Source organism: Acidovorax sp. 100 (genome assembly GCF_003688355.1).
In the GTDB taxonomy this organism is placed as follows: Bacteria; Pseudomonadota; Gammaproteobacteria; order Burkholderiales; family Burkholderiaceae_C; genus Acidovorax; species Acidovorax delafieldii.
Genome location: NZ_REFD01000001.1, coordinates 368,926 through 384,998, shown reverse-complemented (window position 1 = coordinate 384,998; position 16,073 = coordinate 368,926). Strand labels below are relative to the sequence as shown.

At 65.1% G+C, this 16,073-nt stretch carries 18 protein-coding genes; 12 read left to right on the top strand and 6 right to left on the bottom strand.

Annotated elements, in window-relative coordinates; genetic code table 11:
- The first annotated feature begins 68 nt into the window (after window positions 1-68).
- Entirely contained in the window at window positions 69-515 is a 447-nt protein-coding gene (locus C8C96_RS01865; protein ID WP_121941238.1) for a DUF2214 family protein, read from the top strand.
- Window positions 516-613: 98 nt separating this feature from the next.
- Here C8C96_RS01865 and C8C96_RS01860 read toward each other — a convergent pair whose 3' ends face one another.
- Together C8C96_RS01860 and C8C96_RS01855 are read right to left on the bottom strand one after the other, a co-directional pair.
- Window positions 614-907: a PsiF family protein gene (locus C8C96_RS01860; protein WP_056065216.1), complete on the bottom strand. Its 294-nt coding sequence runs from the start codon at window positions 905-907 to the stop codon at window positions 614-616.
- Window positions 908-988: 81 nt separating this feature from the next.
- A complete protein-coding gene (locus tag C8C96_RS01855) occupies window positions 989-1,516 on the bottom strand; it encodes a hypothetical protein (RefSeq protein WP_108498289.1) in 528 nt (175 codons plus the stop codon).
- A 110-nt stretch (window positions 1,517-1,626) separates the two neighbouring features.
- Between C8C96_RS01855 and argS the strand changes: the two genes are divergently transcribed.
- From argS to C8C96_RS01805, 10 genes are all read left to right on the top strand, one after another.
- Window positions 1,627-3,336 (top strand): arginine--tRNA ligase, encoded by a 1,710-nt coding sequence (gene argS, locus C8C96_RS01850; RefSeq protein WP_121941237.1) that lies wholly within the window; start codon window positions 1,627-1,629, stop codon window positions 3,334-3,336.
- A 15-nt stretch (window positions 3,337-3,351) separates the two neighbouring features.
- The gene (locus tag C8C96_RS01845; protein WP_056747785.1) at window positions 3,352-4,008 is read left to right on the top strand and encodes an SPOR domain-containing protein; all 657 of its coding nucleotides are present in this window, start codon (window positions 3,352-3,354) and stop codon (window positions 4,006-4,008) included.
- A gap of 112 nt (window positions 4,009-4,120) precedes the next feature.
- A complete protein-coding gene (locus C8C96_RS01840; protein WP_056747786.1) occupies window positions 4,121-4,777 on the top strand; it encodes a thiol:disulfide interchange protein DsbA/DsbL in 657 nt (218 codons plus the stop codon).
- A gap of 108 nt (window positions 4,778-4,885) precedes the next feature.
- Window positions 4,886-5,545 carry a lipopolysaccharide transport periplasmic protein LptA gene (lptA, locus tag C8C96_RS01835; RefSeq protein ID WP_121941236.1) on the top strand — a complete coding sequence of 220 codons (660 nt, stop codon included), beginning with the start codon at window positions 4,886-4,888 and terminating at the stop codon, window positions 5,543-5,545.
- Window positions 5,542-6,324: an LPS export ABC transporter ATP-binding protein gene (gene lptB / locus C8C96_RS01830; protein ID WP_121941235.1), complete on the top strand. Its 783-nt coding sequence runs from the start codon at window positions 5,542-5,544 to the stop codon at window positions 6,322-6,324. The genes lptA and lptB overlap by 4 nt, the downstream gene beginning before the upstream one ends.
- Window positions 6,324-7,925 carry an RNA polymerase factor sigma-54 gene (locus tag C8C96_RS01825; protein WP_121941234.1) on the top strand — a complete coding sequence of 534 codons (1,602 nt, stop codon included), beginning with the start codon at window positions 6,324-6,326 and terminating at the stop codon, window positions 7,923-7,925. The genes lptB and C8C96_RS01825 overlap by 1 nt, the downstream gene beginning before the upstream one ends.
- Window positions 7,926-8,006: 81 nt before the next feature.
- Window positions 8,007-8,489 carry a thioesterase family protein gene (locus C8C96_RS01820; RefSeq protein ID WP_121941233.1) on the top strand — a complete coding sequence of 161 codons (483 nt, stop codon included), beginning with the start codon at window positions 8,007-8,009 and terminating at the stop codon, window positions 8,487-8,489.
- Window positions 8,486-9,778, top strand: coding sequence for a class I SAM-dependent RNA methyltransferase (locus C8C96_RS01815; RefSeq protein ID WP_121941232.1), 1,293 nt, complete (start codon window positions 8,486-8,488; stop codon window positions 9,776-9,778). Before C8C96_RS01820 ends, C8C96_RS01815 begins: the two co-directional genes overlap by 4 nt.
- Window positions 9,768-10,259 (top strand): putative toxin-antitoxin system toxin component, PIN family, encoded by a 492-nt coding sequence (locus C8C96_RS01810; protein ID WP_121941231.1) that lies wholly within the window; start codon window positions 9,768-9,770, stop codon window positions 10,257-10,259. Before C8C96_RS01815 ends, C8C96_RS01810 begins: the two co-directional genes overlap by 11 nt.
- 53 nt (window positions 10,260-10,312) lie before the next feature.
- Window positions 10,313-11,221, top strand: coding sequence for a DUF4238 domain-containing protein (locus C8C96_RS01805; RefSeq protein ID WP_121941230.1), 909 nt, complete (start codon window positions 10,313-10,315; stop codon window positions 11,219-11,221).
- 99 nt (window positions 11,222-11,320) lie between these two features.
- On the opposite strand, the gene C8C96_RS01800 is transcribed toward C8C96_RS01805, so the two are convergent.
- Both C8C96_RS01800 and C8C96_RS01795 read right to left on the bottom strand, forming a co-directional pair.
- Window positions 11,321-12,139, bottom strand: a complete 819-nt coding sequence (locus C8C96_RS01800; RefSeq protein WP_121941229.1) for a hypothetical protein — start codon at window positions 12,137-12,139, stop codon at window positions 11,321-11,323.
- Between the two features lie 8 nt (window positions 12,140-12,147).
- Window positions 12,148-13,890 (bottom strand): FMN-binding glutamate synthase family protein, encoded by a 1,743-nt coding sequence (locus tag C8C96_RS01795; protein WP_121941228.1) that lies wholly within the window; start codon window positions 13,888-13,890, stop codon window positions 12,148-12,150.
- Window positions 13,891-14,107: 217 nt separating this feature from the next.
- Between C8C96_RS01795 and C8C96_RS01790 the strand changes: the two genes are divergently transcribed.
- A complete protein-coding gene (locus tag C8C96_RS01790) occupies window positions 14,108-14,962 on the top strand; it encodes a YecA family protein (RefSeq protein ID WP_121941227.1) in 855 nt (284 codons plus the stop codon).
- Between the two features lie 108 nt (window positions 14,963-15,070).
- Here C8C96_RS01790 and C8C96_RS01785 read toward each other — a convergent pair whose 3' ends face one another.
- A complete protein-coding gene (locus tag C8C96_RS01785; RefSeq protein ID WP_121941226.1) occupies window positions 15,071-15,478 on the bottom strand; it encodes a GFA family protein in 408 nt (135 codons plus the stop codon).
- A gap of 44 nt (window positions 15,479-15,522) precedes the next feature.
- Entirely contained in the window at window positions 15,523-16,011 is a 489-nt protein-coding gene (locus C8C96_RS01780) for a nuclear transport factor 2 family protein (RefSeq protein ID WP_121941225.1), read from the bottom strand.
- Window positions 16,012-16,073 lie beyond the last annotated feature (62 nt).

Here is a 16,073-nt window from a genome sequence, read left to right as displayed (position 1 = left end):
CCTGCCGGACGGCACTGTGAGCGCTTGGCGCGGCGCAGTGGCCTCGGGCGCTACAAGGAATCCTCACCATGACCCTCGAAGCCATCCTGGCTGCCTTTCACCTTCTGGCCATCCTGACCTTTGTGGTTTTTCTGTCCAGCCAGGCGGCGCTGTGCCGTATCGAGTGGCTCAACGCCGCCGTGGTCGAGCGCCTGGCCCGACTGGATGTGATCTACGGTGTGGCCGGTGCGGTCATGATTGGGAGCGGTGTGGCCCGGTTGATCTGGGGCGTGAAGGGCGCTTCTTGGTACCTGTCGCAGCCCCTTTTTCACATCAAGATCACCCTGGTGCTGGCCATGGTCCTGCTGTCGTTTGTGCCCTCGGCCGCGTTCCGCCGCTGGCGCCAGAACCTGCGCAGCACCGGTGCGCTGCCGCCCGCCGCAGAGGTCGCGCGGGTCCGCCGCCTGGTGATGATCCAGTCGCATGTGCTGCCCGTGGTGGCTGTGATTGCGGTGTTCTGGGCGCGCGGCTGGTAAGCGCAAATACCCCCCCGATAAAAAAAGCCCGCCCGGCTTGATGCCGGCGGGCTTTTCTTTGTCTGAGCCGGTGGCGCTGCACCGGGTATGAACTTACTTCACTTCTTCAGGCAATCGCTCATGAAGGCCTTGCGCTCGTCGCCCTTGAGGGTCTTGGCCTTGGCATCGGCGTTGCAGGTTTTCATCTTGTCTTGCTGGGTGGCGGGCTTGTTGCTCAGACAGGTCTTCATGAAGGCTTTGCGCTCGTCGCCCTTCATGTCTCCAGCGTCCTTGTTGCAGGTCGCCATTTTCGATTGCTGTTTGGTAGGGGCCTTGGCGTCTTCGGCGGCGTGGGCACCAAAGCCCAGTGTCAGCGCCAGGCCGAGTGCAGTCAGGGAAAGAAGCTTTTTCATGGAATCTCCTGGTGTGAATGCGTTATGGGGGGTCCCGGTGGCATTGCACCATAGAACATGGCCTGCGACAACGCGAACAAGTCATGACAACCCTGCGCGTGGCCTGGTGGCCGCGGCTGCATGAAAGGCTTTCAGTGCCTTGTGGATCTGCCGGGGGTCGTGCGCCAGGCCACCCAGGGCAAACACCACATCCCCCCGTTGCTGCCAGCGTTTGAGTGCCTTGACGATCACACCCCGTGCGGAGTCCCGGTGGCCGGGGCGCAACTTGACCAGGATCACGCCTTCGTAGTCGTCCAGGTGCACACGTTCCATGGCCTCCCAGGTCACGGTGTGCGGGTCGTCCTGGCGCAGATCGGTGATGCCGGTGGCGTCAATGACCACCGCCGGGTCTTGCTCCCGGTAGGCCTCCAGGGCGGACCGGCCCAGGGTTCCGCCCACACAGAACGAGACGAATGCGGCGCACAGGCAGAGGGCTGTGAGCAGCCGGTCGTTCGATACAGACGCCCAGTACAGCGAGAAGGCCAGGCATACCGCCATCAGCAGCACAAAAGGCACCTGAAACACCAGGGTCCAGCGGCGCCGATAGAGCAGGATGGGCTGGGGTTGCACGCGCAATCTCCGGTTGAAAGGGCATTGCGGCCCATTGTGCCTTTGGCTGCGGGATGCCTCCTGGCGGCGCGTCTGGCGCCCTGCTGCTGGCAGACCCGTAAAATCCACCGATGCTCACAGCCAAAAATGAATTGCTCGCTGCGCTCGCAGCCGAGCTGGAAAACCTGTCCCCCGGCGCTGGCGCCAAGGCGGCCTTTGAATCTCCCAAGGTGGCGACCCATGGCGACTTCGCCTGCACCGCGGCCATGCAACTGGCCAAGCCCCTCAAGCTCAACCCGCGCGCACTGGGGGAACAGCTCAAGACCGCACTCGAAGCCACGCCCGCCTTTCAGCGCTGGGTGTCCGCCATTGAAATCGCGGGCCCGGGCTTTCTGAACATCCGCCTCCAACCCGCCGCCAAGCAGGAAGTGGTGCGTGAGGTGCTGGCTGCGGGCGAGCGCTTTGGTTACCAAGCCAGCAACGGCCAGCAGGTGCTGGTCGAGTTCGTGTCGGCCAACCCCACGGGCCCGCTGCATGTGGGCCACGGCCGCCAGGCCGCTTTAGGCGATGCCATCTGCAACCTGTTCAGCACCCAGGGCTGGAAGGTGCACCGCGAGTTCTATTACAACGACGCAGGCGTACAGATCGACACGCTGACCAAGAGCACGCAGCTGCGCGCCAAGGGCTTCAAACCCGGCGACGACTGCTGGCCCACCGACAGCGAGAACCCGCTGGCCAAGAACTTCTACAACGGCGACTACATCGCCGACATCGCCGAGGCCTTCAAGGCCAAGGCCACCGTGAAGGCCGACGACCGCGAGTTCACGGCCAACGGCGATGTGGAGGACTACGACAACATCCGCCAGTTTGCCGTGGCCTACCTGCGCAACGAGCAGGACAAGGACCTGCAGGCGTTCAACCTCCAGTTCGACGAGTACTACCTCGAATCCAGCCTGTACACCAGCGGCCGCGTCGAGGCCACGGTGAACAAGCTCGTAGCCAACGGCAAGACCTACGAGCAGGACGGTGCGCTGTGGCTCAAGTCCACCGATTACGGCGACGACAAGGACCGCGTCATGCGCAAGCAGGACGGCACCTTCACCTATTTCGTGCCCGACGTGGCGTACCACATTGCCAAGTGGGAGCGCGGCTTCACCAAGGTCGTCAACATCCAGGGCACGGACCACCACGGCACCATCGCCCGCGTGCGCGCCGGCCTGCAGGCGGCCGATGTAGGGATCCCCAAGGGGTACCCCGACTACGTGCTGCACACCATGGTGCGGGTGGTCAAGGGCGGCGAAGAGGTCAAGATCAGCAAGCGTGCCGGCAGCTACGTCACGCTGCGCGATCTGATCGAGTGGACCAGCAAGGATGCGGTGCGCTTCTTCCTGCTCAGCCGCAAGCCCGACACCGAGTACACCTTCGACGTGGACCTGGCCGTGGCACAGAACAACGACAACCCCGTGTACTACGTGCAGTACGCGCATGCCCGCATCCAGTCGGTGCTGCGTGCGTGGCAAGAGGCGGGCGGTGGTGGTGTGGCTTCGCTCAAGGATGTGGACCTGTCCGCCCTCGAAGGCCCGCAGGCCCAGGCGCTGATGCTGCAACTGGCCAAGTACCCCGAGATGCTCACCGCCGCAGCCGAAGGCGAGGCGCCGCACGACGTGACCTTCTACCTGCGCGACCTGGCCGCCAGCTACCACAGCTATTACGATGCCGAGCGCATCCTCGTGGACGACGAGGCTGTGAAGAAGGCGCGCCTGGCGCTGGTCGCTGCCACCGCCCAGGTATTGCACAATGGCCTGGCCGTGCTGGGCGTGTCGGCCCCGGCCAGAATGTAAGCAGTTACTACCAATATGAAAAAGCAACAGACGGGCGGGACCATTGTCGGCTTCATCGTCGGGGTCATCGTGGGCCTGGGCGCGGCGCTGGCCGTGGCCGTGTACGTGACCAAGGTGCCGGTGCCCTTCCTGAACAAGGGCAATGGCCGCGGTGCCGACCTGGACGCAGCGGAGTCCCAGAAAAACAAGAACTGGGACCCGAACTCGCCGCTGTATGGCAAGAACCCGGCCCGCCCTGCGGCACCAGCGGTGGCGGCAGCCGCGTCAGCCCCTGCATCGGCACCAGCGCCTGAGGTGCGCGCCGCCGCATCGGCCGCCAAGCCTGCCGCGAGCAAGCCAGACGCGAAAGCCGAGGCCAAGGCCGAGAGCAAGCCGGGTGCAGACCCGCTGGGCGACTTGGCCGTGGCCAAGGCAGCCGCCAAGGGCAGCGTGGACCCGTTTGACTACTTTGTGCAGGCGGGTGCCTTCCGCACCCAGGCCGACGCAGACGCCCAGCGCGCCAAGCTGGCCATGCTGGGCTGGGAGGCCCGCGTGAGCGAGCGTGAGCAAAATGGCCGGGCGGTCTTCCGGGTGCGCATCGGTCCCTTCACCAAGCGTGACGATGCCGAAGTGCTTAAAGAGAAACTCGATGGCGCCGGGCTGGAATCGGCGCTGGTGCGTGTGCAGCGCTGATCGGCCTGTGGCTGTGAACAGGGGCCTGCGCATACAGCGCCACCACCACGGCTGAACTTTTTGTAAAGGGATGTCTCACATCCCGCATACCTGAACCAGGAGAGTCTTTGTCATGAAACGCCGTGAGTTTTCTTTGTCCGCCGCCTCGGCGGTTGCCGCTTCTGCCCTGACGCTGCCAGTGGCCAACCCCGCGATGGCGCAAGCCCGCCAGTTCAAGGAGGGCAAGGACTTCAAGCGGCTGGACAAGCCCGTCGCCCCCGATGCGCCGGCCGGCAAGGTCGATGTGATCGAGTTCTTCTGGTACAGCTGCCCCCACTGCAACGCCTTCGAGCCCACGCTGGACGCCTGGGTCAAGGCTGCGCCCAAGGATCTCTCCATCCGCCGCGTGCCCGTGGCGTTCAACGCCAGCTTCGTGCCCCAGCAAAAGCTGTACTACACGCTCGAAGGCATGGGCAAGCTCGAAGCCCTGCACGCCAAGGTCTTCCGTGCCATCCACGTGGAAAAGGCCAAGCTCGCCAAGGACGACGAAATCCTGGCCTGGGTGACCCAGCAGGGCGTGGATGCGGCCAAGTTCAAGGAGGTCTACGGCTCCTTCAGCGTGGCCAACCAGGTGCGTCGCGCCTCGCAGCTGCAAGATTCGTACGGTGTTGAGGGCGTGCCTTCCATGGGTGTGGCAGGCAAGTACTACACCGACGGCACAATGGCCGGCAGCATGCAAACCGTGTTGCAGGTGGTCGAATACCTGGCGGCCACGGCACGCAAAGCCTGACGATGTGCCGACCCTGTCGGCAAGTTGTCCCAAAGGCCCGCTGACGCGGGCTTTTTTTTCGGGGTGGGTACCATCGGGTGGCTACAATCATTGCAAGATTCGTGCCCTATGACCCACCGCCTACTTCCCCTCCTTGTGCTCGCAGCCCTGACCGGCCTCGCGGGCATGGCACATGCCGAAAAGGCTGACCGTGCCAAGCCCATGAACATCGAGGCCGACGCCCTGCGCCACGATGAACTCAAGCAGACCAGCGTGTTCTCGGGCCGCGTGGTGATGACCAAGGGCACCATCGTGCTGCGCGGCGCGCGGCTGGATGTGCGCCAGGACGCCGACGGCTACCAGTACGGCGTGGTCACGGCCGAGGCGGGCAAACGGGCGTTCTTCCGCCAAAAGCGCGACACCGTGGCGGGGGCGCCTGACGAGTTCATCGAAGGCGAAAGCGAAGTCATCGAATACGACGGCAAGGCCGATAACGTGCGCTTCATCACCCGCGCCGAACTCCGCCGCTACCGTGGCTCGGTGCTGAACGATGAGATCACCGGCGCCGTGATCGTCTACAACAACCTCACCGACGTGTTCACCGTCGATGGCCAGAAGGCACCAGCCTCTTCTGTCGCGGCGGGCGACACACCAGCGCCCGGTGGTCGCGTGCGCGCCGTGCTGGCGCCCAAAGACCCTCCGCCTGGCGCGGCAGCCCCGGCCCCAGTGCCTGACGCGCCCGCACCGGCGCTGCGCCCCAGCAACAGCCTTGGCGGCGGCGCCAAGTGAGCGGGCCTGCTGTGAGTCCCGGTCCTGACTCCCAGGCGGGTAGCCGCCTGGAGGTACAGCATCTGGCCAAATCCTATGGCAGCCGCAAGGTCGTCAAGGATGTGTCGCTGGTGGTGCAAAAAGGTGAGGTTGTGGGGTTGCTCGGCCCCAACGGCGCGGGCAAGACCACATCCTTTTACATGATCGTGGGCCTGGTGCGCAGCGATGCAGGCGATATTCGCATCGACGGCCACTCGGTGGCCCACATGCCCATCCACCGCCGCTCGCGGCTGGGTCTGTCGTACCTGCCGCAAGAAGCCTCGATCTTCCGCAAGCTCACTGTCGAAGAAAACGTGCGTGCGGTGCTGGAACTGCAGCGCGCCGATGACGGCCAGCCGCTATCGCGCGACGCCATCGAAGAACGCCTGACGGCACTGCTGCAAGAGCTGCGTGTGGACCACCTGCGTGCCTCGCCCGCGCTGGCGCTGTCCGGTGGCGAGCGCCGCCGCGTCGAGATCGCTCGCGCCCTGGCCACCCAGCCGCGTTTCATCCTGCTGGACGAGCCTTTTGCCGGCATCGACCCCATCGCAGTGATCGAGATCCAGCGCATCATCGGCTTCCTCAAGGCACGCGGTATTGGTGTGCTCATCACCGACCACAACGTGCGCGAGACGCTGGGCATCTGCGACCACGCCTTCATCATCAGCGACGGCCGCGTGCTGGCGCAGGGCACGCCCTCCGAGATCGTGGACAACGCCGAAGTACGCCGCGTGTACCTGGGCGAGCATTTCCGCATGTGATGAAGCCTGGACTGTCGCTGCGCGTCTCGCAGCACCTTGCATTGACCCCCCAGCTCCAGCAGTCCATCCGGCTGCTGCAGTTGTCCACGCTCGAACTCTCGCAGGAAGTCGAGCAGATGCTCGACGAAAACCCGTTCCTCGAACGCAATGCCGACGAAGCACCGCGCGAGGAGTTTGGCCTGGAAGCCGCCGACACGCCCGCGCAGGCCGACGACTACAGTGCTGATGATGCTATGTTTTCAGGAGCTCTCAGCGCAAGCAGTACTAGCGCTGAGAGCCAAAACGAGGCTGAAATCCCCGGTGGAGGCGCCGACGAGCCCGACTGGAGCGGTGACGGCACCGTCGAGATGGCGCCCAACGACGCCGAGTGGGGTGGCGACGCCCCGGCGCGCACCCGCAACGATGCGGAAGGCGACGAGGCCGACGCCACCGAGCTGGCCCGTTCGCACGAATCGCTCACCGCCTTTTTGCACCGCCAGGCACTGTCGCTGCGGCTGTCTGAAGTGGACACGGCCGCGCTGCGTTTTCTCATCGAATCGCTGAACGACGACGGCTACCTGGAAGAGTCGCTTGAAGAGCTGGCCATCAGCCTGGCCGGGCCCGACGACCTGGAGCAGATCGAAGAACTGGTGCACCGCTTCACCATGGCCCAACGTCTGCTGCAGAGCCTGGAGCCCGTGGGCGTGGGCGCGCGCAACCTGGCTGAATGCCTGACGCTGCAGCTCACCGCGCTGGCGGCCGACGAAGACAGCGACGCCGACCCCGAGACCGTGCAGACCGCGCTGCGCATCTGTCAGCAGCCGCTGGAGATGCTGGCCCGCCGCGACATCCGCCGCCTGACGCAGCTGTGCAGCGAAGGTGGCGTGGCCGGAGAAGAACGCACCCGGTCTGCCATGGCACTCATCGCCCGCCTGGAGCCTCGCCCTGGCCGCCGTTTTGCCGACGTAGAGCGCAACATCATCATCCCCGACGTCATCGTGCGCAAAGCCGGCCGCGCCAACGGGCGGGACGGCCAGCACAATTTCATCGTGCAGCTCAACCCCGACGTGATGCCCCGTCTGCGCGTGCACGACATCTACGCTGGCGCGCTGCGTGGCCACAAGGGCGGCGAAGGCCACCAGGGCATGCAGCAGCGCCTGCAGGAGGCGCGCTGGTTTATCAAGAACATCCAGCAGCGCTTTGACACCATCCTGCGCGTCTCGCGCGCCATCGTCGAGCGCCAGAAGAACTTCTTCACCCACGGCGAGCTGGCCATGCGCCCCCTGGTGCTGCGCGACATCGCCGACGAACTGGGCCTGCACGAGTCCACCATCAGCCGCGTGACCACGGCCAAGTACATGGCCACGCCGATCGGCACCTACGAGCTGAAGTACTTCTTTGGCTCTGGCCTGGGCACCGAGACCGGTGGCAATGCGTCCAGCACGGCCGTGCGCGCACTGATCAAGCAGTTCGTGTCCGCCGAAAGCCCGGCCAAGCCGCTGTCCGACAGCCAGATCGCCGAGATGCTCAAGGAGCAGGGCATCGAATGCGCACGCCGCACCGTTGCCAAGTACCGCGAGGCGCTCAAGATCGCGCCGGCGAATTTGCGCAAGGCGTTGTAGTCACTCCGGCAGATGGCGCGCTGCGCGCCTGCGCTGCCGCAGCCTTTTTTGTTGTTTCCGTATTAGCCACCGCAGCCCACCATGGCCCGCATCGTCTTCGACCTCCCACCGCACTTCGGCTTTGCCACCGAACTGCAGATATACATCAGCCACGTGAACCAGGGCGGGCACCTGGACAACGCGCAGTTGCTCAGCCTGGTGTCCGAAGCGCGGGTGCGCTTCTTTCAGTCACTCGGCTACCCCGAGGCGGATGTGGGCGGGCTGTCCATCGTGGTGGGCGATATCCTGGCGCAGTACAAGTCCGAAGGTTTCCATGGCGAAACCATGCGGGTGGAGATGGCGTCTGCGGACTTCAATCGCTACGGTTTTGACTTGGTTTTTTGCATGACCGAGAAGGCCACGGGCCGTGAGGTGGCGCGCGGCAAGATCGGCATCGTCTTCATCGGCAAGGCCAGCCGCAAGGTTGCTCCCATCCCAGACTCCATCCGTCAGCTGCTGCTGGCCCGCGCGGGAACGCCGGATTCCCACGCATTGTCCGAGCGCGTATCCTCCCCATCGACATGAACCAACTCCAACTTTTTCTCCCCTGCGCCGCCGGTGTGGAGGGCTTTCTGGCCGACGAGGTGCATGGCATCACCGGCCTCACGGGGCAAGACCTGCTGGTGGGCCGGGGCGGCGTGCTGCTGCGCGCCTCATGGCGCCAGGCCATGCAGCTCAACCTGCACAGCCGCCTGGCCCAGCGCGTGCTGGTGCAGCTGGCGCACCGCCCGTACCGGTCTGAGAACGACCTCTATGCCATGGCCAGCGATGTGGCCTGGGAGATCTGGTTCACCACGCGCCAGACCTTCAAGGTCGAGGTGACGGCCCAGCACAGCCCGCTGCAGAGCCTGAACTTCGCGGGCCTCAAGGTCAAGGACGCGGTGGCCGACCGCTTCCGCCACAAGAGCGGCGTACGCCCCGATGTGAACACCCAGTGGCCCGATGTGCGCATTCATCTGCACCTGACCACCGACGAGGCCACGATCTACATCGACACCTCGGGCGAGCCGCTGTTCAAGCGCGGCTGGCGCGAGGACAAGGGCGACGCGCCGCTCAAGGAAACCCTGGCCGCCGCCATGATCGCCGCCAGCGGCTGGGACCCGCATGGCGACAACCCACAGCCCCTGTACGACCCCTGCTGCGGTAGCGGCACCATCGTGGTCGAGGCCGCACAGATCGCCTGCCGCATCCCGGCGGGCATGCTGCGGCGCTTTGCGTTCGAGAAACTGCTGCCGTTCCAGGCCCATGTCTGGAGTGCTATAAAAAACGAAGCTGAAAGTGCAATATGCACTAGCGCTGTCCCCCTGTTTGGCAGTGATGTCGCCTTCCGCATGGTTGATTTTGCGCAGCGCAACGCCGAGCGCGCGGGCGTGGCCGACGCCGTGCAGCTGCGCGGCGGCGACGCCCTGCAGCGCATGCCGCCCTGTGAGCAACCCGGTGTGATGCTGCTCAACCCACCCTACGGCGAGCGCATTGCCGCCGCCGGCACTGCCGGCCGCAACGCCAGCGAACGCGCGGCTGACCGCGCCCAGGGCATGGCCGTGGGCCGCGAAGAGGCACAGACCGAAGACGGTGGCGAGTTCTTCAGCCAGCTGGCCACGCACTGGAAGAAGAACTACAGCGGCTGGACGGCCTGGATGCTCACGCCCGACCTGAAACTGCCCGGCAAGATGCGCCTGAAGGAATCGCGCCGCGTGCCCATGTGGAACGGGCCCATTGAATGCCGCATGTTCCGCTTCGACATGATCAAGGGTGCTGTGCGCGACCGGGCTACCAAGCCTGCCCCCGACGGCGGCCCAGGCCATGAAGGTTGAACTGCCCCTGCCCGCCGAGGCCCCGGCGGACGAGCCTGCGCGCCCTGTGGTGGTGGATACCAACGTGGCGCTGGATCTGCTGATCTTCAGCGACCCGCGCACCGTCCCCCTTCGCACGCTGCTGGCCCGGGGGCGTCTGGCCTGGATTGCCACGCAGGTCATGCGTGATGAGCTGGAGCGTGTGCTGGCCTACCCGCACATCGCAGAGCGCATGGACTATTACCGCGTGAATGCCGTACAGGTGCTGGCAGCGTTTGATGCGCAGGCACGTCTGGTAGGCATCGCACCCAAGGTGGCCTACGTATGCAAGGACGCGGACGACCAGAAGTTCATCGACCTGGCGGCGGCGCACCGGGCAATTTTGTTGAGCAAGGACAAGGCGGTGATCTGCATGCGCAAGCGGTTGGTGAACCTGGGGGCGGATGTGGCGACGGAGGTGGTGCTGGATGCTGTGTGCGAAACCTCCACCGCAATAGCCTGAGCGGTATTGATTCGCCCGGTCTTTAGCATGCGCGAAGGTACTGCGGGGGACTCATGACACGTCAAGTAACGCGACGCCAACACCATGTTTGGCGGCACTACCTTGAAGCTTGGACGAATGGGGGCCAACTCTACTGCCGTGATCCAGAGAGAATCTTCAAGTTGAATCCGAGGCATGCGGCGGTTGAGACAGATTTCTACAAGCTCAACACATTGACGGCTGGAGATATCGCACTGCTTGAGCGCTTGATCGAATCGTCACCCCAGCAATCAAGAGCAGCACTTGAGAACTTTGTTCGAATGTTCTCAGTTGAGCATCGCCCTCGTTCCACGAGTGATGGTATCGCCAGTGGTATCGGCTCCGAGGCAGCAGTACGTAAGGACCAGATACAGGCAGAGGAGGACTACCACGCACGTGTCGAAGCGAGAGCGCTGAAAACACTCAACGCGCTACGAAGCGGCGACATTCAGATACTGCCAGATGGCTCGGAACTCCTTCATTTCTGCTACTTCCTCGCGGTTCAGATGTTCCGGACGAAAGGTCTTAAGGAGCGGGTGCTGTCTCGCATGAAAATGATGGATGAGAGCGAGTACCTCACCTCGAATTCTTGGAATATCCAAAGCCACATCTACGCTGCGAATGTGGGGTTTTCTATTTATGCCGCCCGAGCAAGCGCCCCAGTACGAGTGGTTCGGAACAACACTGACCGCCCCTTCATCACGGGCGATCAACCCGTTGTAAACCTCTACGGAAAAGGTGATGGTTTGCCGCCTATACACATGGCGATCTACTATCCCATTTCTCCTAGATTCGCCGTCTTTATTGACGATATAGATCAACCGCTGAATCTTCACACGGATGAGCTTCGGGAAGCGCAAGTTTTGCAGCTGAACGCCCACATTAAAAGGGTCGCGCACAGGCAAATCTATGGTGCGACCCACTCATGTTTGGATAGCCTCTAGCCTCGCAGGTCGGGTGAGCACAGCGTAATCCGACCTTTTCTCTACGGGCGTTGCCTGTCGGGTTACGCCTGCGGCTCACCTGGTAGCACCTTGGATGCATCAGGCCAGCAAGTCATACGCCGCCCGCACCCGCTGCAAATCCCGCCCCAGCTTGCGACTCGTTGGCAGATGCCGCATCCATCCCATGCGGCGAACGCTGGTCGCCAATACCTCCCGCATCTCCGTGCTGCCCTGCGCTACCCATGCCGCCCAGCGCTTGCGCCCCTCGGCCAGCGTACCGCTGGCATGCAGGTAAATCGCGGTGGAATGTGCGTAACACAGCGCATCGCGCACATGGCACACCGCCAGGGGCAGCACGGCGGCGGGGTCGTCCTCAAAGTCGATGCAGGCCACCTCGCCATCGGGGCAGCGCACCAGGTTGCGCGCAAAGGCCTGGCTCAGGCAGGTGCCCTGGCGATGCACCTGGGCCATGGTGTCCAGCCCCTGCTGCCACAGCGCCAGCACAGCGGCCGTATCGCCCGCCTGCACGGCGTGGTCGATCTCGTTGCCCAGCGAATGGGTTTCCTCACCCACGTTGCCCAGGTGGCGCATGGCAAAACCATTCGGCAACGCGGCCAGCACCACGGGCACGCGGATGCCGCGCGCGGCCAGGTCGCGCAGGCGTTGCACTTCGGTGGCAATGGCCGTGGGGCCGCCGGGGTTGGGCACGGGGCGCAGGGCGTCCAGCCGCAGCACGGTGGCCAGCACGGCCATGGCGCGGTAGCGGCCCATGCCGTGGGGAGCGCCTGCGCGCTTGATCCAGATCTGTTCGTTGCCCAGCACATGGGCCATCACGTTGTGCGGCTGGGTGGCGAGTTGTTGCTGGAAGAAGGCGGCGTAGTCCGGGGTGGTGGAGTGGGTGGGGGCGGATGCGTCCATCGTCAGATTCATACAGCAGCGTCCCCTGCCACCGCCGCTGCGGTGCCCACGGCTGCAGCATGCACCAGCTCGACATGGTGGGGGATGGAGGGCTCCAGTGCAGGCTCGCTGGCCTGAAAACTGTGGGCATTGGCCAGCGGCCAGTACAGGCGGAACACGTTGTGCTGCGCCTCGAGCGGGCCGAGCAGCGCGCCCGGCAGCATGCGGGTGATCAGGTTGGACAGCAGGCGCACCTCGGTGTCGGTGATGCGGCGCACGATGTGGTGCGCGGTGATGTCCTTGGGGTGCCTGAGGCCGGCGGCCTGCACCAGCTCCTGCAGCGCGTGCAGCGTGCTGCGGTGGAACTGCGCCACGCGCGTGGCCTTGTCGGGCACCACCAGGGCCTGTTGGCGCAGCGGATCTTGCGTGGTCACCCCCGTGGGGCAGTGGCCGGTGTGGCAGCTTTGCGCCTGGATGCAGCCCAGCGCCATCATGAAGCCGCGCCCCGCGTTGCACCAGTCGGCGCCCAGCGCCATCATGCGCGCGATGTCGAAAGCGCTGATGACCTTGCCCGCGCAGCCAATGCGCACACGGTCGCGCAGGTTCACGCCCACCAGCGTGTTGTGCACCAGCAGCAGGCCCTCCTGCAGCGGCGCGCCCACGTGGTCGCTGAACTCCACGGGCGCCGCGCCCGTGCCGCCCTCGGCGCCATCGACCACGATGAAGTCGGGCGTGATGCCGGTGACCAGCATGGCCTTGACGATGGCAAACCACTCCCACGGGTGGCCCAGGCAGAACTTGAAGCCCGTGGGCTTGCCGCCAGAAAGCGTACGCAGCTTGGCGATGAACTGCATCATCTCGACCGGCGTGCGGAAGGCGCTGTGGCTGGCGGGCGAAATGCAGGCCTCGCCGGCCTTCACGCCGCGCGCGGCCGCGATCTCGGCCGTCACCTTGGCGCCGGGCAGCACGCCGCCGTGGCCCGGCTTGGCGCCCTGGCTCAGCTTCAGCTCGATCATCTTGACCTGCGGGTCGGTGGCGTTGGCCGCAAAACGCTCTTCGCTGAACGTGCCATCGGGGTTGCGGCAGCCAAAGTAGCCCGAGCCGATCTCCCAGATCAAGTCGCCGCCGTGCACGCGGTGGTGCTGGCTGATGCTGCCCTCGCCCGTGTCGTGCGCAAAGCCACCTTTCTTCGCGCCCTGGTTGAGCGCCAGGATGGCGTTGGCCGACAGCGCACCAAAGCTCATGGCCGAAATGTTGAACACGCTCGCATGGTAGGGCTGCGTGCAGGGCGATACGGACGGCGACGGCGCATCGGGGCGGCCACCGATCCACACGCGGAAGTCGTGCGACGGCAGCTGCGTGGGCGCGAGCGAGTGGTTCACCCATTCATACCCATGCGCGCCCACGTCCAGGTGCGTGCCAAACGGCCGGTTGTCCGGGTCACCCTTGGCGCGCTGGTACACCAGCGAGCGCTGCGCGCGCGAGAACGGCGCGGCCTCGCTGTCGCTTTCGATGAAATACTGGCGCACCTCGGGCCGTACATATTCGAGCATGAAGCGGATATGGCCGATGACCGGGTAGTTGCGCAGGATGGCGTGGCGCGACTGCTGCAAGTCGTACACGCCCAGGGCCACCAGCGCCGCAAACACCAGCACCACGGGCAACCCCACGCCAAAGGCCACCAGCGCAAACAGCGACAGCAGCAGCCCGAACACGCACAGCGCAAAGGCCGTGTAGCGCACCGGGTAGAGGGAGTTGAGCTGGTGGATCATGGGGCGTCCTGGTTGGGGTCGGTGGCGCGAGCGGAGGGCGCAGGGGCTACACTGGCCGCCTTTTTGTGGGGTTGCCGGATGGCGCGCGGCGCTTTTTTCTGTCCTGGCACCACCCCTGGCCGCCGTGGCCCGCGCCACGGCACAAGGCCTGCGCATCATAAAAGTAAAACATTGTTTTGCCGCCCCCGCTTTCTCCCTTGACGACCGGAGTCCTCCCATGACCGAACCTGCATCGCCCACCCCCGCCACCGACGATCTCGACCCCACCACCGCCCCGGCCGCTGCGCTGGGCCCGGATGAGCTGGAGGAGATGGACAACATCCTCGACGACCTGCGCGCGCGCGGCGAGGAAATCCCGCAGTGGGAGTTCTGCGACGGCTTCATGACCGCGCTGATCTGCAGCCGCCGCCCCATCGGCCCGGCCGAGTACCTGCCCATGCTGCTGGGCGATGGCGCCGAGCTGGATGTGGCCGGAGGCGACCCGCTGCCGCAGTTGCCTGCGTTTGCCGATGCCGCGCAGCAAGCCCGCTTCATGGACCTGTGGATGCGCCGCTGGGCCGAGATCGTCACCCAGCTCGACACCGATGTGAAGACGCTGGACGACGACCGCACCTTCCAGCCCGAAGCCATGGACATGCGCGGCGCCGTGGCCAGCCTGACCGACGAGCAGCGCGCTGAAATGGGCGACGACCAGGAGATCCCGTCCTTCGGCCAGGTCTGGGCGCTGGGCTTCATGTTTGCGGTGGAAAACTGGCCCGAAGACTGGGCCGCCCCGCGCGACAAGGAAGCCGCCAAGTGGCTGGACGATGCGCTGGACCGCATCGTGGCCCTGACCGAAGACGACACCGGCAAGCCCGAAGTCTGCATGTACGACGAAGACGGCCCCCCCAGCACCAGCCAGGCGCGCGTGGAAGCCTTCGGCGAAGCCATCTGGGCCGTGTACGACCTGCGCCAGCTGTGGAAGAGCATGGGCCCGCGCGTGGAGACGGTGCGCAAGGCGCCCGAGCCGGGGCGCAACGACCCTTGCCACTGTGGCAGCGGCAAGAAGTACAAGAAGTGCCACGGCGCGTAAGCGCAACCTCTGGCACTACTTTTTTGTTATCTGGTCGTGCTTGCAGAAAAAGCGCGAAAGGCTGATAGCCCCGCAGCTTTTGCTGCAAGCCCCTGCGACCGTGGGGCGCTACGGCTGTCCGTCGAACGCGTCGATGTCTTTTGGCAAGGTGACCCACGCTAGGCGGCGCCGCGTCCAGATCTGGCGCTGCGGCGTGCCCAGCTCGTGCCTTTGCGTGATGGTTCCGAGCCGCAGGGAATAGGTCTGCGGATTGTCGGCCGCGCAGGCATACAGCGAGCTTCCGCAGACGTCGCAGAAGGCCAGCACACGCCGGTTGCCGCTGGCCGCCGTCTTGATGTATGTGCGGGGTGTGCCGCGGGTGAGCCGAAAGCCTGCCGCCGGGGCCGGGATGTTGGTACGGAAGGCGGAGCCGGAATGCGCCTGGCAGTCCGTGCAATGGCACACCGTCGCAGTGCCGGGCTCCACCTGCGCTTCGTAGGCGATTGCACCGCAATAGCATTGGCCTTGTACCTGCATGGCGTTTCCTTGTGCTTGGGTGGTGTCCGCCAGCCGGTGCGGGGTCAACCCTGCGCCAGAAACTTCTTCAAATTCCCCGCTGCCGTGCTCCTCACCTTGCGCTTGAGCGAAGGCGACCAGCCCAGCAGCAGGCCCGGCGCGCCCAGCGCCTGCCGCGCCCAGCGCCAGAAGTTGAAGCGGTCGCGGTGGGTGGCAATCAGCCCGTCGGGCGTGAAGGTGAAGGTGCCGTCGATGATGTTGTGCACTTTGCGCCCCGTGGCGCTGAAGAGGTAGTGCGCCTCCCAGTGCGCCTTGCCGCCCTGCGCGTCGGCGTCGATGCCGCTGAACTCCAGCTTCCAGTGCTCGGCGGCGCCGGGCTTTTTGGTCGCAGTGCACAGCATGCGCCACATGCCTGCCACCTGCTCACGGCCTTTCAGGGAAAAGGCTTCGTCGTCAAACGTGGCGTCAGGCGCATAGCAGGCGGCCATGGTGGCGTGGTCCAGTTGCGCAAACGCGGTGTAGAAGCGTTGCAGGGTCTGGGCGTTGGGGTGCATGGGTTCTCCTCCTCAAGGGCGTCCATGCTACACCCCGGCCGGAACGCTGCATGCCACCTGGG